The organism is Ectopseudomonas toyotomiensis (genome assembly GCF_900115695.1).
GTDB classification, from domain to species: domain Bacteria; phylum Pseudomonadota; class Gammaproteobacteria; order Pseudomonadales; family Pseudomonadaceae; genus Aquipseudomonas; species Aquipseudomonas toyotomiensis.
This window is the reverse complement of sequence record NZ_FOXK01000011.1, coordinates 1-19,147: the sequence shown is the minus strand read 5'-3', so window position 1 is coordinate 19,147 and position 19,147 is coordinate 1. Positions and strand designations below refer to the sequence as shown.

General features: G+C 64.5%; 18 protein-coding genes and 1 pseudogene. 5 read left to right on the top strand and 14 right to left on the bottom strand.

Translation table 11 applies throughout. The features are described 5' to 3' along the window. Positions 1–130 precede the first annotated feature (130 nt). From BM186_RS20755 to BM186_RS20710, 10 genes are all read right to left on the bottom strand, one after another. Entirely contained in the window at positions 131–1,018 is an 888-nt protein-coding gene (locus BM186_RS20755) for a metal ABC transporter substrate-binding protein (RefSeq protein ID WP_074918052.1), read from the bottom strand. Continuing rightward, entirely contained in the window at positions 1,015–1,914 is a 900-nt protein-coding gene (locus BM186_RS20750) for a metal ABC transporter permease (protein WP_074918050.1), read from the bottom strand. The genes BM186_RS20755 and BM186_RS20750 overlap by 4 nt, the downstream gene beginning before the upstream one ends. Next, entirely contained in the window at positions 1,911–2,663 is a 753-nt protein-coding gene (locus tag BM186_RS20745) for a metal ABC transporter ATP-binding protein (RefSeq protein WP_045735198.1), read from the bottom strand. Before BM186_RS20745 ends, BM186_RS20750 begins: the two co-directional genes overlap by 4 nt. Then, positions 2,660–3,586, bottom strand: a complete 927-nt coding sequence (locus BM186_RS20740) for a metal ABC transporter substrate-binding protein (protein WP_074918048.1) — start codon at positions 3,584–3,586, stop codon at positions 2,660–2,662. Before BM186_RS20740 ends, BM186_RS20745 begins: the two co-directional genes overlap by 4 nt. 17 nt (positions 3,587–3,603) lie before the next feature. Continuing rightward, positions 3,604–4,170, bottom strand: a complete 567-nt coding sequence (locus tag BM186_RS20735) for a DUF6162 family protein (RefSeq protein ID WP_074918046.1) — start codon at positions 4,168–4,170, stop codon at positions 3,604–3,606. Continuing rightward, positions 4,167–4,487: a hypothetical protein gene (locus BM186_RS20730; protein WP_059391388.1), complete on the bottom strand. Its 321-nt coding sequence runs from the start codon at positions 4,485–4,487 to the stop codon at positions 4,167–4,169. The genes BM186_RS20735 and BM186_RS20730 overlap by 4 nt, the downstream gene beginning before the upstream one ends. Next, positions 4,484–5,026: a hypothetical protein gene (locus BM186_RS20725; protein ID WP_045735202.1), complete on the bottom strand. Its 543-nt coding sequence runs from the start codon at positions 5,024–5,026 to the stop codon at positions 4,484–4,486. The genes BM186_RS20730 and BM186_RS20725 overlap by 4 nt, the downstream gene beginning before the upstream one ends. Continuing rightward, positions 5,023–6,219 (bottom strand): PepSY-associated TM helix domain-containing protein, encoded by a 1,197-nt coding sequence (locus BM186_RS20720; RefSeq protein ID WP_074918044.1) that lies wholly within the window; start codon positions 6,217–6,219, stop codon positions 5,023–5,025. Before BM186_RS20720 ends, BM186_RS20725 begins: the two co-directional genes overlap by 4 nt. A 123-nt stretch (positions 6,220–6,342) precedes the next feature. Continuing rightward, positions 6,343–7,386, bottom strand: coding sequence for an AraC family transcriptional regulator (locus BM186_RS20715; RefSeq protein WP_074918042.1), 1,044 nt, complete (start codon positions 7,384–7,386; stop codon positions 6,343–6,345). Further along, positions 7,377–8,399: a carbon-nitrogen hydrolase family protein gene (locus BM186_RS20710; RefSeq protein WP_074918039.1), complete on the bottom strand. Its 1,023-nt coding sequence runs from the start codon at positions 8,397–8,399 to the stop codon at positions 7,377–7,379. Before BM186_RS20710 ends, BM186_RS20715 begins: the two co-directional genes overlap by 10 nt. Positions 8,400–8,600: 201 nt before the next feature. On the opposite strand from BM186_RS20710, the gene BM186_RS20705 reads away from it, so the two are divergent. After that, complete coding sequence (locus tag BM186_RS20705) at positions 8,601–10,634, top strand: NADPH-dependent 2,4-dienoyl-CoA reductase (protein WP_074918037.1); 2,034 nt, start codon at positions 8,601–8,603, stop codon at positions 10,632–10,634. Between the two features lie 66 nt (positions 10,635–10,700). Continuing rightward, positions 10,701–11,132: a nuclear transport factor 2 family protein gene (locus BM186_RS20700; protein WP_074918036.1), complete on the top strand. Its 432-nt coding sequence runs from the start codon at positions 10,701–10,703 to the stop codon at positions 11,130–11,132. Between the two features lie 8 nt (positions 11,133–11,140). Here BM186_RS20700 and BM186_RS20695 read toward each other — a convergent pair whose 3' ends face one another. Then, positions 11,141–12,097, bottom strand: a complete 957-nt coding sequence (locus tag BM186_RS20695) for a TAXI family TRAP transporter solute-binding subunit (RefSeq protein WP_074918034.1) — start codon at positions 12,095–12,097, stop codon at positions 11,141–11,143. A 584-nt stretch (positions 12,098–12,681) separates the two neighbouring features. Here BM186_RS20695 and BM186_RS20690 point away from each other — a divergent pair. The 3 genes from BM186_RS20690 to BM186_RS20680 are packed head-to-tail and all read left to right on the top strand — an operon-like array spanning position 12,682 to position 16,125. Then, positions 12,682–14,049: a chromosome partitioning protein ParA gene (locus BM186_RS20690; RefSeq protein ID WP_072425378.1), complete on the top strand. Its 1,368-nt coding sequence runs from the start codon at positions 12,682–12,684 to the stop codon at positions 14,047–14,049. A gap of 2 nt (positions 14,050–14,051) precedes the next feature. After that, on the top strand, positions 14,052–14,993 hold the full coding sequence (locus tag BM186_RS20685; protein WP_074918033.1) for a 1-aminocyclopropane-1-carboxylate deaminase/D-cysteine desulfhydrase: 942 nt from the start codon (positions 14,052–14,054) through the stop codon (positions 14,991–14,993). 22 nt (positions 14,994–15,015) lie between these two features. Continuing rightward, positions 15,016–16,125 (top strand): cyclic nucleotide-binding domain-containing protein, encoded by a 1,110-nt coding sequence (locus tag BM186_RS20680; protein WP_072425376.1) that lies wholly within the window; start codon positions 15,016–15,018, stop codon positions 16,123–16,125. A 78-nt stretch (positions 16,126–16,203) separates the two neighbouring features. Here BM186_RS20680 and BM186_RS20675 read toward each other — a convergent pair whose 3' ends face one another. The 3 genes and pseudogenes from BM186_RS20675 to BM186_RS26680 form a co-directional block, all read right to left on the bottom strand. Beyond that, on the bottom strand, positions 16,204–17,136 hold the full coding sequence (locus BM186_RS20675) for a DUF1853 family protein (RefSeq protein WP_072425375.1): 933 nt from the start codon (positions 17,134–17,136) through the stop codon (positions 16,204–16,206). A gap of 93 nt (positions 17,137–17,229) precedes the next feature. Further along, the gene (locus tag BM186_RS20670) at positions 17,230–18,159 is read right to left on the bottom strand and encodes a LamG-like jellyroll fold domain-containing protein (RefSeq protein WP_074913943.1); all 930 of its coding nucleotides are present in this window, start codon (positions 18,157–18,159) and stop codon (positions 17,230–17,232) included. Between the two features lies 1 nt (position 18,160). Then, positions 18,161–19,147, bottom strand: a pseudogene (locus BM186_RS26680) (hypothetical protein); the annotation flags it as partial.

The window sequence follows — 19,147 nt, the reverse complement described above, 5'->3', positions numbered from 1 at the left end:
CGGATGAGGCGCTGCTCAAGCGGCTGCCGCGCGCTCTCGTAGCCCGGATGCAATCCGGGGTGCGGCATTGTCGGCATTCCCCGATTTCATCCGGGCTACCCAGGCCCCGGGCAGAGGCGCTGAGCTTCGCTCAGGGCGACAGGGCGTCCAGCACCTGGCCGATGGCCGTTTCCAGCCCGGCGATGGGGGTGTCCTGGCTGTCTTCGATCAGCACCAGGCGGCTGCCGCCATCGCTGATCGCCTTGGCCAGATCGGCTGGCGGCTGGCGCTGGACAAGCACGGCAGCGACGTCGTTGTCCCGCAGATCGGCGCTCAGTTGCGCCAGGGTTTCGGCGGTCCATTCGGCGTCCTTCGCCACACTCAGCTCGACAAGGTCGAGGTTGAGGCCGTCGATCAGGTAGTCGAAGTGATCCGACAGGCTGGCCACGCTGAGGTTGTCCAGTTCGGCCAGGCGGTTTTCGCTGGCGGCGCTGAGCTTGAGCAGGCGCTGCTTGAGCGTCGCCAGGTTGGCCTCGATCTGTGGTTTGGCCTCTGGTGCCAGGCGGCTCAGGTCGGCGGCGATCACATCGGCCATGCGCCCCAGGTTGTTGATGTTGAGCCAGGGTTGACTGGCCAGGGCGTCACCGCCGTCGCTGCGCAGGGCGATGCCGGGCAGGGCGCCGTCCACAGGGCGCGCGCCGTCGACTTCGACGATGCGGATATTGCTGCGCCGCGCCAGCGGGTAGAGCGGGTCGTCCGGCCACAGCGAACGCAGGGCGATCACCGCGTCGGCGTCTCGCGCGGCCTTCTCCAGTGCACCCGCGCCGCGGCCGGCGAAATACGAGAGCTGGCGGCTGGCCGGCAGGTTGGCCGGCGCGGCGCGTTGCAGCTGCACGACGCTGCCGTCGAGCAGGCTGGCGCCGAGACTGTAGGTGATCGGCAGGCTGGCGAGAATGCGCACGGGCTGTGTTTCGGCGTGCAGCGGTCCGGCGAGCAGGGCGCAGGCGGCGAGGGCGAGGCTGAGGCGTTGCAGGTTCATCCCAGGTTCCCTTTCAGGCTAGGCAGTGTGCCGCGGGCGATGGCGGCGAGGGCGAAGGCGAGGCCGGCGATCATGATGATCGCGGCGCCGGAGGGGACCGGCAGCTCCAGGGCGATCGGCAGGAAGATGCCGGCCAGGGTGCTGCACGTGGCGATCAGGACCGACAGCCAGAAGAAGCTCTTCAGCGATTGGCTGAGCAGCCGTGCGGCGGCTGCCGGGATCACCAGCAGGGCGCCGACCAGGATGGCGCCGATGACCTTGACCGCGGCCACGGTGACCAGCGACACCAGCATCACGAACAGGTAGTCCAGCGGCTTCACCGCGACGCCGCGCACGCTGGCCAGTTGCGGGTTGAAGCTGGCCAGCATGATGCGGTTGTACAGCGGCAGCGCCAGGCCCAGCACCAGCAGCGAGACCAGCGCCAGCACCGCGAGGTCCTGGGCGTTGACCGTCAGCACCGAGCCGAACAGCACGTTCTCCAGGATATGGATGTTGATCTTGCCGGCGAGCACCAGCAGCAGGCTGGCGCCGACCGCCAGCGACACCGAGAGGAACACGCCGATCAGGGTGTCCGGCGCCAGGCCGGTGCGGTTGCGCAGGTAGTTGAGCAGGATGCCGAACAGCAGGCAGTAGCCGAACAGGCTGCCGTAGGGGCCGGTGTAGGGTTCGCCGAGCAGGATGCCGATCGCCACGCCGGTCAGCGCGGCGTGGCCGACCGCCTCGGAGAAGAAGGCGAAGCGCTTGACCACCACCAGCGTGCCGAGACCGCCGAGCACGGGGCCGATCAGCAGGCCGGCGAGCAGGGCGTTGACCACGAAACCGTAGGCCAGGGCCTCGGGCAAATAGCCGGCGCTGGCCCAGGCCTGGATCGCCAGGCGGATGTCTTCGAAACTCATGACGAGGCCTCTTGCGGGCGCGGATGGCTGGAGAACAGTTCGAGCAGGCGCTCGGGGGTCAGCACCTGTTGCGGCGCATCGTCGAACAGCACGCGTCGGTTGAGCCCGGTGACACGGTCGGCGAGGCGGCCGACGGCCTGCAGGTCGTGTTCGATCCACAGCACCGTGGTGCCGGCCTGGCGCCAGTCGCGCAGCAGTTGCTCGAACACCTGCACGCCGGGTTCGTCCAGTGCCGACATCGGTTCGTCGAGCACCAGCAGTTGCGCCTCGGGCACCAGGCCCTGGGCCAGTAGCACGCGCTGGCGCTCACCGCCGGACAATGCGCCCATGCGCCGCTTGCGCTTATCCAGCATGCCGACCCGCGCCAGCGCCTGTTCGATGGCCGGCGCGTGGCGTCGCGACAGGCCGAGGAAGGCCGGACGGCGCTGGCACATGGCAGCCATGAAATCGTCCACTGTCATCGGCAGGCCGCGGTCGAATTCCAGCGCCTGCGGTACGTAGCCGATGGTGCCGGGGGCGGCCGGCCAGTGCAGGCGTAGCTCGCCCTGGTGCGGCATCTGCCCGAGCAGGGTCTTGATCAGCGAGCTCTTGCCGCCGCCGTTGGGGCCGACCAGGGCGTGCACGCTGCCGGCGCGCACCTGAAAGCTGACCTTGTCGAGAATCCGCGTGCGGCCGAGGTTGAGGTCGACACCAGCGAATTCGATGCCGGGGCCCAGCAGGCGCGGCGGTGCGGTTTCGAGTGCGGTCATACGCCTTCGTCCTGAATGGCGCGTACCACGGTGTCGAGGTTGCGGGCCATTTCCTCTTCGTATTTCCTGGCGGTGTACTCGCCATAGGAAATATGGGTCAGCGGGTAGATCTTTACGCCGGATTCACGCTCGATGGTGTCGACGTAGCTGGAGGGGAAGTCCATCTCCGAGAAGATCACCTGCACGTCCAGTTCCTTGAGCTGGTCGATGGTCTTCTTCAACTGACTGGGGCTCGGTTCGATGCCGTGGGCCGGCTCGACCACTGCGGTGACCTCCAGGCCGAACTCGCGCAGCAGGTAGTCGTAGGCGGCGTGGATGGTGGCCACGCGCAGCTCGCTGCCCTTGGCGTCGGTCAGCTTGCCCAGCGCTTCGGCGCGCAGGCCGCGCAGGCGTTTGCCGTAGGCGCGGGCGTTCTGGCTGTAGAACTTGGCGTTGTCCGGGTCGAGCTTGCCCAGCTCGCGGGCGATGTTGTTGATCTGCGCGATGGAGGCGGTGATGGAGAGGAAGGTGTGCGGGTTGACCACTTTGCCGGCGCCGCGTGCGGCCTGACCGGTGGCGGCGAGCAGAGGAACGCGGGCGTTGGCTTCGATCACCGGCACCTGCGGGTTCTCACTGACGGCGATCATGCGATCGGCGAAATCGTCGTGGCCGACGCCGTTGAGCACCACCACGTCGAGGCCGCCGATGCGCTTGATGTCCTCGGCACGCGGCTCGTAGGCGTGCGGGTTGAAGCCGGCCGGGATCAGCGGCACCACGTCGGCGCGGTCGCCGACGATATTGCTGACGTAGCTGTAGTAAGGGTGCAGGGTGATGCCGATGCGCAGGCGGTGGTTGTCGGCGCTGGCGAGCACAGGGGCGAGGGCGGCGCCCAGGCTCAGCAGAAGGCTGGCCAGCAGGCGGCGGGAGACGAAGCGAGAGGGCATGAAGAGGGTTCCGATATTCAGTGGCGATGCTGGCGGGTGACGCCGGCGTCGTATTGGCTGGCGACCTGGCGCCAGCCGGCGGCGATCAGGGCATCGGCATGCAGGTTGTGCGGGGCGCTGGCATCGCTGGCGCGGTTGAGCCAGATGTCGGCCCCCGCTGCGCTTGGCAGCAGCAGGAAGGAGCCGGCGACGGCACTGTCACCGCTCAGGCCCTGGTAGGCATGGTCATCACCGACCTGCAGCAGTTGCCAGACATGGTGGCCACGGGTGACGGTGCTGGCGTCGTTGGTGAAGGGTGGAATGCCTTCTTCGGCCAGTTGCTGCGGCTTGGGCAGGGCCTGCAGTTCATCCTGCAGCATGAGAATCTCGTCGAAGGCCACCACCAGCTCGGTATGGATGCCTTGCTCGGCGGCGTTGAGATCACGGCGGGCGTCGATCTGATGGGCCGCGACGCTTTCTTCCTCGTGGCTCTCGCTACGCAGGCTGATGACTGTCGCGGCCAGCAGGATGATCGCCAGGCTGAGGACGGCCACCCACAGGCTTTCATGCCCGGCGCCTGCCGGGCGTACCACTTGGGTGGTCATTGGCTGGCGATTTCCGTGTGGTCGATTTCCACGACGTGGCCGGGGCCGGCGTCGAACAGCACGTAGAACTCGCCGTCCGGGCGCTTGAAGCTGAGCCTGGAGTCTTCGCCGAGCTTGCCGGGCACCAGCACTTCTTCGTCGTAGCTGATCACGTCGAGGGTCACGCCGGGGGCGCCGCTGCCGTCGGAGAAACCGCCGGTGCAGACGATTTCGCCGCTGCCGTGCTCCTCGCATTCGCAGATCGGGTTGTGCGCGAGAGCCAGAGGGGACAGGCCGGTGCAGAGCATCAGCAGACCGATGCGGGCGCTTTGGGTCATGGTTTGCCTCCTTGTTGTTTCAGCCAGGCGATGGTGGCGGGCGACGCCTCGGCCAGGGGAATGGATGCCTGATGCACCGTGCCGTCCCAGCCCTCGGCGGTGATCCACAACTCGGCATCGGGCTTGGTGCGTGGCGGTACGGGAATGCTCGTGCCCATGCGGTAGGGGCTGCCGAAGAACAACCCGCCGGCGGCGCGCAAGTTGCGCGGCTTGCCGATGCGCAGGTAGACCACCTTGACCTGGCTGATGCACGCCTGGCACAGCGCGGCGTTGAAACTCTTCATATAGCCGGCCGGGCCTTCCAGTTGCGGCGGCTGGTTGCGAAACTCGGCCAGGCGCAGACTCCAGGGGCCGACCTGGACCTCGCCGAACTCGCGCTCGCCGAGGCCGCTGTCGCCGCGGAATAGCGCGACATCCTGGAAATACTTGGGCATGAAGCCCAGGGGGATCAGCACCAGCAGCACGTTCAGGTGGAAGCGCCACCTGTACCAGAAACGGCCCAGAGCGGACGGGGCGGGGGCGATTGCGGCCTTGCTCATGGGCTACTCTCCGAGATTTCACGGGTGGCGACGATCGGGGCCGGCTTGGCGGCGCGTGCCGGCCGCTTGACCGCTGCGACCGTGGCCTGGGCGGTGCGCTTGGTCCAGATCAGCAGGCCGCTGAGCACCATCATGCTCAGCAGCAGGCCGAAGACGAACCACAGCAGCTTGACCCACAGGCCACCGAAGTCGCCGGTGTGCAACGGCCGCATGGACTCGGTGACGAACTCCAGGCCCGAGCGGTCGCTGAGCAGCCGGGTAGCGTCGATGTCGCCGTTGTAGGGGTTGATCGAGGCGGACTGGAACATCAGCGGATACCAGCCGCGGCCCCAGACCGAATAATGACCGTAGGCATAGCCCGGCAGGCTGACGAAACTTGGCTCCAGGCCCGGGATGACGTCGGTGGCCTTGAGTACGGCGGCGTCCAGGCTGATGCGCGGCACTTCGGCAGCGCTCGGCGCCAGCGGTACTTCCTCGCGCGCCACCACTGGCGGCACGCCTTCGGTGGAAATCGACACGTGGGTATCGCCGAGAATCGCCTGGATCAGGAACCAGATGCCGGTGATGGAAATGACCGCGATGAACCAGATCGACCAGATGCCGGAGAGGCGGTGGAAGTCGCCCCAGAAGATGCGTGCGCCCTGGCCTATGCGCAGGCGTGGGCTGAAGAAGCCTTTCCAGAACTTCTTGTAGACCACCAGGCCGGTGATCAGCGACAGCAGCATCGGCAGCCCCATCAGCGATACCAGGTACCAGCCCCAGCTGTAGCCGTTGGTGAACGGCACCAGCCACCAGCCATGCAGGGCACGGGTGAACTGGCGGAAGTCGAACTCCGGGCTGACCCCCTGGATCGCCCCGCTATAGGGGTTGACGTACAGCAACGGCGAGCTGCCGTCGGGATAGCTGACGCGCGCGGTGAGGGCGAAGTGATCTTCGTCCGGGCGGCCGATGGACTGCACGATCAGCTCGGGCTCGGCGCGATTGATCGCTTCCAGTATCTGGCCGAAGCTCAGGCGCTGCGCATCATCGGACGGTTTGCTGGCGCGTACGTCCGGGTTGGCCAGCCAGACGATCTCCTGACTGACCGTGGCCAGGGTGCCGGTGACACAGATGATCAGCAGGAAGAACCAGACCGGTAGGGCCAGCCAGCTGTGGACGAGAAACCAGAGTCTGGAACGGGATTTCTTGGACATGTTCGCGGGGTCGTTGGCGCGCGCGGCGGGCCGGCACGGAATGAAAGGAGTAAGAAGCGACCGCAAACGCGGATGAAAAGGATTCTAAGTTGCGAGAGCTTGACGATCAAGGTTGCCGTGCGATCAGCCCGCTCTGCGTTGCGCGCGGCGGTAGTCGCCGGGTGTTTGCCCGAGCCAGCGCTTGAAGGCGCGCTGGAAGGCTTCGGCCGAGGCGAAGCCGAGCAGATAGGCGATCTCGCCGAAGGCCAGTTCGGTATCGCGAATATAGGCCGTGGCCAGGTCACGGCGGGTGTCGTTGAGGATGGTGCGAAACTGCGTGCCTTCCTCGGCCAGCTTGCGCCGCAGCGTCCAGCTCGGCAGGTGCAGGCTGCGCGCCACTTCCTGCAGGTCCGGCTCGTGGCCGTGCAACAGCGGGCCGAGCAGTTGGATGACCCGTTCGCGCAGGCTGCGTGTGCGGGTCAGCTGTTCCAGTTCGCGTTCGCACAGCTCCAGCAGGTGCCGCCAGGTGCCTGGGCAATGTTGTGGGTTGCGCAGGGCCAGGGTTTCGCTGCTCAGGCGCAGGCGATTGGCGCCAGCGCTGAACTCGACGGGGCAGCCGAACAGCGCTTCGTAGCGTTCGCCGTAGTCCGGTGCGGGAAATTCGATCTCGACTTTTTCCGGGGTAATGGGGCGGTCGACCACCTGGCTCAGGTTGGTCTGCCAGCCGGCCAGCACCGAGTCCACCACGAAACGGTTGTAGGCGTTGTAGGGACTGATGGAATAAAAATGCAGCCAGGCGCCGCGCGCATCCTCGCTGAAGCCCGAACGGCCGCGATAGTTGGCGGCGTACAACGGCTCGAAGCGGGTCAGGGTGCGTGCCGCTTCGCGCAGATCAGGCGCCTGCGCGGCGCAGATGCCGGCCAGGCCAACCTGGCTGAGGCGGCTGTGACGGCCCATGTCGAGGCCTAGGGCGGGGTTGCCGCATAGGGCGATGGCGCTATGGCCCAGGCGCATGAAGCGCGGGATCGACAGGCGTGCGCGCGGCTCGCTGAGCCGTGCGGCATCCAGGCCAAATTGTTCGAGCAGGGGTTCGGGGCGCTGACCCTGTTCGCGCAGTGCGTCGGCCAGTGCCTGGGTAAAGCCGACGGAGAGATCGCCGAGGCGAACGCGTGATGCTTTTATAGCCATAGATTGATCAGTTGCGCACCGCGCTCGCTAGCGCCTCGTTCGCTGCGTCCGGCATCGAAGGCGAGCGCCTGGGACTGACCGCTACGCTCCCACAATCGGCCGCGCAGGTGGACTTTCACTCCCGCACGAATGCCGTGGGCCTGCAGCTGTTCGGTGAAGTCGGCATCGTCCGTCAGGCCATCCAGATCGCTGGGCATGGCCAGCAGCTCTACTGCCTCGCCATCGATTGCCTTCGCCTGGAACTGTTCGATAGTGCCGCCTAGCAGTACGCCAAGCCGGCCTGCCGGGGTCTCCAGCACCTGAAGGGCTTCCGGCGCTCTGGTGGCGAGTGCGCCGGCACTAAAGGCGTGGCGTTGCGGCTGGCCCTGCGGGTTACCGGCCTGATCGAACACCAGGCTGACGTTGTACAGCGGCCCGCGACCGACTTCGAGGCGACCCCGTTCCACGCGGGGCTCGGGCAGAACGATCGAGCCTGCTACCAGGGTGATCTGGTAGTCGCGGGCCAGATCGCCAAACAGCTGCTGATAGTCGCGCGCCATGGCCTTGGCCTTGGTGCGCAACATGGCGTCATCCAGGCGCGCGTCGCTTCCAGCACTGAGCAGTGCGCCGAGAAAATCCAGTGGATTGCTCGCCGCCAGCCAGTGCATGGCCTGACGGCGCTCGGTGGCGCGGTAGAGCTCTTCCTTCTCGCCGACGGCGAGCAGCCAGGTACCGATATGTTCGGGCAGCACGACGACGGTGCGCTCATTGAGCATGCCCTGGTCACGGGCGTGATCGAGGTAGGCGGCCAGCTTCAGGCGCAGTCGCGCGAGGCTCTGGTAGTCGGCGGCGAACAGTTCAGGCTGGATGCCCAGCAGGTTGCCGCGTGTGCTGGGCTCGCCGATATCGAGCGCGACCTGGCTGCGCAGGTCGGACAGGTAATGGCTGCTGGGGCGCTGCGCGATCCAGTGGGCGTAGCTGCCAAGACCGGTCAGCAGTGCGAGCGCGAGCAGAAGGGTGATCAGTAGGCGCATTGGATTTTTTCGGTTTGGTTGCGGTGCAGGTTAGGTCGGTCGAGCCGCGCTGCCAACCTCTATTGCTAGTTTTGATCATTATCTTGTTAGTTTTGATCATTGAGCATGGCTGGCAGCCTCTTTATCGTCTGGCTCCATAACCGACCGCGTGACCATGGGACCGCGGCAATCCGTGAACTGCACCGCGATGTGGAGAATTCCATGACTGCTCGTTACCCGCACCTGCTGGCCCCGCTCGACCTCGGCTTCACCACGCTGAGCAACCGCACGCTGATGGGCTCCATGCACACTGGCCTGGAAGAGAAATCGGGCGGCTTCGAGCGCATGGCGGCCTACTTCGCCGAGCGCGCCCGTGGCGGCGTCGGGCTGATGGTCACCGGCGGCATCGGCCCGAATGAGGAGGGCGGCGTGTATTCCGGCGCGGCCAAGCTGAGCACGATGGAAGAGGCCGAGAAGCACAAGATCGTCACCCAGGCCGTGCACGAGGCCGGCGGCAAGATCTGCATGCAGATCCTGCACGCCGGGCGTTATGCCTATAGCCCCAAGTCCGTGGCGCCGAGCGCCATCCAGGCACCGATCAATCCTTTCAAGCCCAAGGAACTGGACGAAGAGGGTATCGAGAAGCAGATCGCCGACTTCGTCAATTGCGCCGCGCTGGCCCAGCAGGCGGGCTACGACGGTGTCGAGGTGATGGGTTCGGAAGGTTATTTCATCAACCAGTTCCTGGTCGCCCACACCAACCACCGCACCGACCGCTGGGGTGGCAGCTACGAGAACCGCATGCGCCTGCCGGTGGAAATCGTGCGTCGCGTGCGTGAGGCGGTCGGGCCGAACTTCATCATCATCTATCGCCTGTCGATGCTCGATCTGGTCGAGGGTGGCAGCACCTGGGACGAGATCGTGCTGCTGGCCAAGGCCATCGAGCAGGCCGGCGCCACCCTGATCAATACCGGTATCGGCTGGCACGAGGCGCGTATCCCGACCATCGCCACCAAGGTGCCGCGTGCGGCTTTCACCAAGGTCACCGCCAAGCTCAAGGGCGAGGTGTCGATTCCGCTGATCACCACCAACCGCATCAACACCCCGGAAGTCGCCGAGCAGGTGCTGGCCGAGGGCGATGCCGACATGGTGTCGATGGCGCGCCCGTTCCTTGCCGACCCGGACTTCGTCAACAAGGCCGCCGAAGGCCGCAGCGATGAGATCAACACCTGCATCGGTTGTAACCAGGCCTGTCTGGATCACACCTTCGGCGGCAAGCTGACCAGTTGCCTGGTCAACCCGCGCGCCTGCCATGAGACCGAGCTGAACTACATCCCCACCACCGCGGTGAAGAAGATCGCCGTGGTCGGTGCCGGCCCGGCCGGGCTGGCGGCTTCCACCGTCGCCGCCGAGCGCGGCCACAGCGTGACCCTGTTCGACGCGGCTGGCGAGATCGGTGGCCAGTTCAACGTGGCCAAGCGTGTACCGGGCAAGGAAGAGTTCTTCGAGACCCTGCGCTACTTCAAGCGCAAGCTGGAAACCACCGGCGTCGACGTGCGCTTGAACACCCGTGTGTCGGTGGACGATCTGCTCAACGGAGGCTTCGACGAAATCATCCTGGCGACCGGTATTGCCCCGCGTACGCCGGATATTCCGGGTATCGAGCATGCCAAGGTGATCAGCTACCTGGACGCGATTCTCGAGCGCAAGCCGGTCGGGCAGAAGGTCGCTGTCATCGGTGCCGGCGGTATCGGTTTCGATGTGTCCGAATTCATCACGCACCAGGGCAAGGCCACCAGCCTCGACCGTGACGAGTTCTGGAAGGAATGGGGTATCGACACCGCGCTTGAAGCGCGTGGTGGCGTGGCAGGGATCGAGGCGCATCCGCACCCGGCGGCGCGTCAGGTGTTCCTGCTGCAGCGCAAGAAGTCCAAGGTCGGCGATGGCCTGGGCAAGACCACCGGCTGGATTCACCGCACCGGCCTGAAGAACAAGAGCGTGCAGATGCTCAACAGCGTCGAGTACGTGCAGATCGACGATGCCGGCCTGCATATCCGCATTGCCGGTGGTGAGCAGCAGGTGCTGCCAGTCGATACCGTGATCGTCTGCGCCGGCCAGGACCCGCTGCGCGAGCTGCAGGAAGGTCTGGAAAACGCCGGCCAGCGTGTGCACCTGATCGGCGGTGCGGATGTCGCTGCCGAGCTCGACGCCAAGCGGGCGATCAACCAGGGCTCGCGCCTGGCGGCCGAACTCTGATCGAACCGACGCCCCGCTCAGTGCGGGGCGTTTGCTTTCTGGCCTTAAAACAACAAGGAGAAGCCGATGTCTCTCAATGCCCAGCTACAACCTGCTGCTGCGACCAGCCTCGAACGCTGGCACCAGTTTGTCGCCGCCAAGGATCTGAGCGCCTTGCCCGAGTTGCTGCATCCTCAGGTCGTGTTCCGTTCGCCCATGGCGCACACCCCTTATCCTGGCGCGCAGGTGGTCAATCTGATCCTCAATACCGTGCTCAAGGTGTTCGAGGATTTTGCCTATCACCGCGAACTGGCAACTGCCGATGGCCTCAGTGTGGTGCTGGAGTTTTCCGCCAAGGTTGGCGAGCGCGAGTTGAAGGGCATCGACATGATTCGCTTCGACGACTCGGGGCGAATCGTCGAGTTCGAGGTGATGGTGCGCCCGATGAGCGGGCTGCAGGCGCTCGGCGCGGAAATGGCGCAGCGCCTGGCGCCCTTTCTCGCCGCCGCCAAGGGCTGAGGGGCGCTCTACTTGAGAACGCCCACCTCACGATAGAAGCGCTCGGCGCCGGGATGCAGCGGAATCGGCAGGCCACTGGTCGCCCGTTCCAGTCTGATGTCCCTGGCGGCTGGATGCGCTTCGGCCAGTCGGTCGAGGTTCTCGAAGAGCAACTTGGTCATCTGATAGGCCACGGCGTCGGAAACGCTGGTCTGGCTGACCAGGACGTTGGTGATGGTCGCCGTCGTCACGTCGTTGGCCTGGCCCTTGTAGGTGCCGGCAGGAATGGTGCCTGACTGATAGGCGCTGCTGCCGATACGTGACACCACCTGCTCTGGGATGGCGACGAAGGTGATTGGCACGCGTTCGGCCAGGTCGCGAATCGCCGCCATACCCAGGCCGGCCGACTGCAGGGTGGCGTCCAGTTGGCCTTTCTCGATCAGTTCGACCGATTCGGCGTAGGGCTTGAATTCGACGTGGCCCATATCCGCGTAGCTGAGACCCGCGGCCTTGAAGATGGCCCTGGCGTTGAGCTCGGTACCTGAGCGCGGCGCCCCGACGGAAATACGTTTGCCGCGCAGATCCTCCAGGCGGGTGATCCCCGATGCCTTGCTGGCAACGATCTGGATGTAGTTCGGGTAGATCCCGGCGATAGCGCGCAGGCGATCACGCGGGGCTCTGAAGCCAGCTTCTTCATCGCCTTTCCAGGCATCGGCAACGGAGTCGCCCAGGGCGAAGGCCAACTGGCCACGGGCGATCTGCAGCAGGTTGAGGTTCTCTACCGAGGCCTTGGTGGCCCGTACGCTGGTGTTCGAGTCTGCGATGCGCTCGCTGTAAAGCTCGGACAGGCTCATACCCAGCGGGTAATAAACGCCACTGGTACCGCCGGTAAGGATGTTGATCGAGGTTGGGTTGGCGTGAGCGTTGGGGCTACTGGCCAAAATCGCGGCAGCGGCGAGCAGGCCAAGGCGCTTGGCTAAGTGCATGGGAATTCTCCGTTGTTGTTGTTTTTAGCTAAGGACGCGGCAGTGCTGTGCAGGCAGTCTTCTGGCGCCGGGATAGGCACTCGCGAAGCGGATTGAACGATGAGGGGTTGGCAGTGAAGTGATGGCGGAACATGGCTGACCTCTTGTCTTTTTTATCAGTCCGGCCGCGCGACAGGCACGCGAGCTTGTAAGTGCCAGAGCAGGTGACGTGCCAGGATGTCGGACCACCGGTCTAGAGCGGATGAGCCCAATGGCACTGGCTGAAATAGGCAAAATTCCGCTTGTGAGGCAGGGGTGAAAAGCAAGAATCCGCCGATCGAGTTGTGCTTGGCAGGCTGTTAAGCATCCAGGCGGACCGGGCCGCTGGCAGCTTTCGTACTTTCCGGTCTTGTCACATTTTTGCGCTAAGCGGTGGTCTATTCGGCCTGGCTCGCAGAGTGAGTGCCAACCCAGTCACATTGCTGTGGTCGGGTTTTCCCCTAGACTTGCCTCAGATATCAAGGACGATATCAGTGCCGGAGTATGCGCTGCTCCGGCACGCGACTATGCGCGCGCGTATTCCCGGTTGGTCCAGAGGGTCCTCAATGAGCATGCAGAACAAGCCGCAGATGGTGGAAGCCGTGATGTTCTTCAGTGAACGCGGTATCTGCAAACAGATGATGTTCCCTGAGTTCGAAGCTTTGCTCGATGGTGTGGTGAACATGCCCGAGTTCGCCGACGAACAGATGCGCGCGGTATTCGTGGTGATCAACCCGCGGCTGCTGGTCAGGGCGGCGGTATTCTTCTTTCTGGATTTCGACGAGGACGGTCGCCCCGACAAGGGCTGGAACATTCCTCTGCAACATCTGGCCGAACGTGCCGGGCGTGGTCCGGATCTTGGCGCCGGGCCGATTCGCCTGGCCTGTCGCAGCCAGTGCCCGGTGTCCTGGCATCAGATGCACCTGTGGGACCCCAGCCTGGCCCCCGCACAGAACGATCTGGTATTGCTGCGCGATGCAGTCAAACGCAATCAGCTCGGGCTCTTGATCGAGGATGACAGTGCCCAGTCGGTGGTTGCCGAGCGTTTGCAGGTAGCTTCCGAAGATAAATGGTATGCGCCCGACCCGGCCAAGGAAGTGGCCGAGCAACTGGCGCAGAAGATGGATCATGAGCATCGTGCCAAGACCGCGCAGCTGATTCAGCAGCAGCGCCTGCGCATCACCAGCCTGACCCAGCAGCATGAAGACGAACTGGCCAAGTTCAAACTGGCCAGCGAGGAGCAGAGCAAGAATCTGCAGGCGCAGATCCATGGGCTGCATCAGGCACTGCGCCAGCAGGAGGAGCTCAACGCCAACCTCAAGGCGCAACTGGCCGCCCAGGCCGAAAGTTTCCAGAGCAGCCGTGAGGAAATGACTCAACAACTGCGTGCCCTCGAGCGTCATGGTCGTACCGAGGGCGATATCCTGCGTGCGCAGTACGATGGTGAAATGCGCGCCAAGGTCGCTGCGGCCGTGGCGGAGTACAAGGAACAGATCGCCATACGCGACGTCGAACTGGCCTATCGCAACGAGCTGGATGCCCAGTTGCAAGCGGAAATCGAACGCCTCAAGCGTGAGCGCGATGCGTTCGCCAGTCAGGGCGGTGACCAGGTGCTGGATCGTCTGGCCAAGCTTGGCGTGGTGTTCGTGGTGTACCATCCCGGCGCCGGGCACCTGACCATTCCCCTGCAGGATGTCGCCCGCTATCAGGACAATCCCATGGCCTACGCCGCTGGCAAATGCTTCGTTTCCGAAGAGCAGTATCGGCACTGGTTGGCGCATTATCAGCAGCCCAGCTGCGATGCATCCTTGCCCAGTGGGGAGCGCTGCGCCATTCCCATCGATCGTGTCGATACGCCCAGCCGTTTCACTCTGGGTGATTCGAACTGCTGCGCGCGGCACAAGGCGAGCAGTCGTCTGCGCACCGTCAGCTGACCTTGCCAATACGGATTCCCACCTGGCGCCCGCGGGCGCCGCTACAACCTCTGCAACTGGACTGGCTCGAGGCTGCCGGCGTCGAGCTCGCCTGCCTGCGCCTGGATCTTGTCGACCCGCTGCTGTCTGGCAACAAGTGGTTCAAGCTCGCGCCCTATCTTGAGCAGGCCGCTGCGGCTGGCGCGCCGGGGGTGATCAGCCTGGGAGGAGCGCACTCCAATCATTTGCATGCGCTGGCCGCGGCGGGCCGGCGTTTCGGTTTCTCCTGCGTCGGTCTGTTGCGTGGTGAAGCGCAGCAGACCCCGACCGTCGATGACCTGCAGCGCATGGGCATGGCGCTGCACTGGCTGGGTTACGGCGGCTACCGTGCGCGGCATCAGCCGAACTTCTGGGCGCCCTGGCTCGCCCGCTATCCGGGTTTCCAGGTGATCGGCGAGGGCGGTCTGGGCCTTCAGGGCGCTAATGGCTGCAGCTGTCTGGTGGCGATGGCCGAAGCGCAGCTGGCAGATATCGGCTGGTCTGATTTCGATGCCTGGTGGCTGGCTACGGGGACCGGCACCACCCTGGCCGGTGTGCTGCTGGGTGATGTTCGGCGCATCGTGTTCGGCGCGCAGGCCGTACCGAGCGACCATGGCGTCGCCACTCAGGTCGCCAGGCTGCTGGACGAGGCCGGGGCGTCGGAGCGGCGCTACCAACTGATCGACGCCGCGCGCGGCGGTTTTGCGCGTCTCGACGAGCCACTGCGCCAGTTCATCCTGGAAACCGAGCAGGCCAGCGGTGTGCCGCTGGAGCCTGTGTATACCGGCAAGGCGCTTATGGCGCTGCGCGATTTCTGCAAGAGCGGTCAACTTGCGCGCGGCAGTCGGCTGATATTCATTCATACTGGCGGCTTGCAAGGGCGTCGGGTGTTGATGGGTGCCAGCGCCGACTACACTCAGGTCTGACCAGCGGAGCCTGGAAATCCTCATGAGCGAACCCCTTACCCCCGAACAACTGCGCAGCCTGACGCCGCTCAACGTGCTTTCTGAGCAGCAATGGCGCGAGTTGCGTAGCCAGCTGGTGCCGCAGCCTCTGTTGGCCGGGCAACTGCTGTTTCGTCGGGGGGATCAGGCGCGCCTGACCTGCTATCTGCTGGCCGGCGAGTTGCAGCTGCAGGATGCCGAGGGCAGAGCGCAGAGGGTGCAGGCCGGTAGCGAGATCAGCTGCCACCCGTTGTCGCCCGGCCTGCCGCGGTTACATGACGCCCGCGCCGTGAGCGATGTCAGCGTGCTGATGATCGACAGTGCCACGCTCGATCGCCTGCTGACCTGGCGTCTGGCCCATCAGGACCTGTTGCTGGCGCTGCAGCAGAGCGGCGTCGATGTCGAGTGGCTGGAGCGGCTGCTGGAAAACCCGTTGTTTGCCAAGGTGCCGCCGGCCAACGTGCAGAGCATGCTCGCTCGCTTGCAGAAGATCGAGCTGGCGGCTGGCAGCCAGATTATCGAAGAGGGTGCCACTGGCGATTGCTGCTATTTTCTGGAAAGCGGCCGCGCCGAGGTGATCCGAGGTGCTGGTAGCGAGCACCAGGTGCTGGCGGAGCTGGAGGTTGGCGCATGTTTCGGCGAGGAGGCCCTGCTTGCCGACCGGCCGCGAAATGCCACGGTGACCATGGTCGAGGCCGGCAGTGTGTTGCGTCTGGATCGTCAGGATTTCTTTGCCTTGCTCAAGGCACCCGTGGTGGCCGAGGTGTCGCTGGGCGAGGGCGCCAGGTTACTGACGCAGGGCGCGCAGTGGCTCGACGTACGCCTGCTGGAAGAGTACGAAAAGGCACATGCGCCGCAAGCGCTGCACATGCCGCTGCAGCTGTTGCGTCTGAAGGCGCGCCTGCTGGAGCGATCACGCACCTACCTGTGCTACTGCGACAGCGGCAAGCGCAGCAGCAGCGCGGTGTTTCTACTCTCGCAACTGGGTTACAGCGTTTACGCCTTGCGCGGTGGCCTGGACGTCCTGCCGGCGGTGCAGCGTGATGCGCTGCTCTGTGAAAGCGGCGCAGGGTATCTGGCTCGTTCCGGTGGGCGTACCGAGCGCAGCCGCTGAACAGCGCTTGCTCTTGGGCAAGCGTAGTCCGGATGAAATCCGGGGATTGCAGGCGCATGCATTCCGGATTGCATCCGGCTACGAGCGCGTTGGCCACTGATCATTGACCAGAAAGATCCGCTCCACCTCTCGCCAATTCCCGGCATGATCCTCCTCCAGTCTTACCAACAGTTGCGCCTGAGCCTCCGGGCGCAGCGTGTTCAGCCATTGCTGGAGCATTTCATCGGACCAGACTCCGTCGGCACTCACCAGAGCCGGCGCCAACCAGGCCAGGCGCGGTAGCGGCTGCCAGTGCGCGCCCGGCTTTGTCGCGGCGAAGTCATTCCAGTCGCGCTGGTGCAGCCAGCGCCCACGGCAGTGTTCGGACGTGGCGCCGCGAGGCGCGGGGGAGTCGTCGGGCCAGGGATAGAACAGGTAGCCGCCGAGCCAGAAGGCGGATCGAGTTTCGCCCAGTTGCAGGTCGTTCAGCGCTCCCCGTGCCTCCCGGCGCGAAGACAGGGGTAACTGGTGCTGCGCGAGGTGGCTCAGTTTCAGGTCGAGCCGATCATGACTGCCCGGGCCGAGCCAGTCAGCGGTGTCGCTGCCGTCCGTGCCGAGATAGAACTTCACTGCCAATTCAAGATGGTGTTCGCCTTCTTCGTCGCGCAGCAGCAGGTCCAGTTCGCCCAGCGTCTGGCCGTTCTGGCGGATCGGCAGATTGGCGGCGACGACCTCGACATCCGGTGCCGCATGCAGGGCGAACTGCCACAGGCGTTCGTAATAGAGGCCGAGGCGGCGCACCGGTTTCGTGGCCAGCCAGGCATGCAGGGCACCGGCATCGTTGTCCTGCTGCACGAGCCAGTCAGCCAGCCGCTGCGGTTGCCGCGTCCAGCAACTGGCCTGTAGCGGATGACGCTGGACTTTCGGGGTCTCACCCAGCATGGGTGGCGAGAACAGCGCCCAGGCCAGGTCACGCACAGCCGGGGTACGCAAGCCCAGCAGCAGATCGTGCAGCGAGTCGGGAGCAGTCATGACCCGAGCATAGCTGTAGCGCCGCGCGAAAAAACTGGCGCGAATGCGCGATAAATGAGGCGCGGAGATAGTTTCACATGCGGCAAAGGAATTTCACAAAATGCCCAGCGCCGCATCCGTTAGCTCAGCAATCTGAGCGTCGGAAAGCGCCGCCCCGTAGAACTGGACTTCATCTAGCCCGCAAGGGAGCGGATAGGCATCCGCACCGAAACGTGAGAAGCCAAGCCGGGTGGTGCCAGTAAAACTGCCCCACCGCCCGGTTGTGTTCCCTTGCGCCGCGCCGTTAACAAAGAGATGCCGCCCTGCTGCGCTCTGCCGCAGGTAGACGACCACAGCCGATCCATATGACCAACTCGATGGAGACGCAAAAAGCTGGCTGGTACCAGAGGCCATAACACGAAAGCCGAAGGTACCGCCGGACCTATCGATAACATCAAGCTCAGGGCAGCCGGTGCCATTGGCGCCCAACTGAAGCAAGACCCCAAGAGCGGTCTGCGGCGGTACCGAAGTTGGCCTGACGATTACTCCAAAAGTCCAATCACCACCAGACGCAACTGGGGCAGATGACAGCACCAGAGGTGTCAGCGTCGGCGGCAAGACGATGCCCTTATCATCATCACCAACCAGCAGCCCTGCGGATGTCAACGATTCGGCGCTGACCGCATATGACGCATTTCGATTGTTGCCAGAGCTGTCATATGCAACGGCGCCGGTAGTCTCATTGAGCCTGAGCCAGCACGCAGGAGCCAAACTCGAAACCAAGGGGCCGAATGGTCCCACGGCTGGCGGAAGAACCTCAAAAGAAAGCTCATCACTAAGCGCGCTCGAAGCGCCGCGCACCAAAGCGACCCTGTAGAAATAAGTCTCACCGTCCACCGCACTGAGGTCGTCGTAGCTAGCCTGATTGGCAGCCAGTACGGCTAGTGGGACAGGCAGCGCCTCAGGGTCGATCGGGGTGGAGCTGCGATAAACGACGTTGTTATCACCAACGCTGTTGTTATGCCAAGTCAGCCGCACACCCATCTTAGGACTCCAAATACGTGGCGCTGAGGCTGGAGGGAGCCACCAGCGGCTGCAGCAGAGTGAACTGATGGCTATGTCGCTGGAAACTCTCCAGGCCACCCCGCACAGACCAAAGCTCAACGCGCACTTGCCCCTCATATAGGGGAGAGAGAGTGCTAGATGTGCCGCTGATCGCAGTCTGACTGGCGAGTACCGCCCCGGTGTCAACACGCACTATGCGTGCGCTGTAGGTGGTCCCAGCCTCTGGGCCGATGTTTCCGATGCTTGTATCAATTAATTGATCAGCTTGCGTGAGCCTGTCTCTATGGGACCAGGTCAATGTAATGCCACCTTCAATCACGCTAGGCGCGCTCTGTCCGTTGACCTTGAACTGACCCGGAGGATAAGGGCGCGCCTGCCGAGCAATAAGCGCAAGCGTGTCGGTACCGGCCAACTCGGGAGCCAACGTTCCCGAGCTGGTGACGGTGCGTAGCCGCACCTGGACGCTCACCCCGGAGGAGTACTCGGTGGGGTCTTCGCCCACATAGTCTTCAAAGAACCATACCCGCGCCCCGGCGCTGTGGGCAGCCGGTACGGTATCCACACAGCCGCGGGCGATAGTCACGCTGAGCGTTTCGAGATTGATCGCGTCGACCCGCACAATCTCATTGTCGATCAACGCTGCGCTGCCCACCTCAACCAGGTCCAGGCTGTTAGGGGCGCCGAGCTGGATGCTGGTTGCCGTGGAAGAGATGCCTGCGACCAGCAACCCGGTTGGGCAAAAGTCCCCTGGGCCCACACGAACATATGCAGCCGAACCCACGCGCGACTCGACCGCAAAACCCAGCGACAAGGCTGTTGGCTTAATGGCCAGGGCGGCGATAAAGGCCGTGGTCTGATCCACCAGGTTGAGGTTGGCCGCGTCGATGGTCTGCACCAGGTCACGCCAGGTGACCTCTGTCAGCCTGCGAATGGCAACCGGCGCCGGGGCAGTATCCGGCGGTACCCA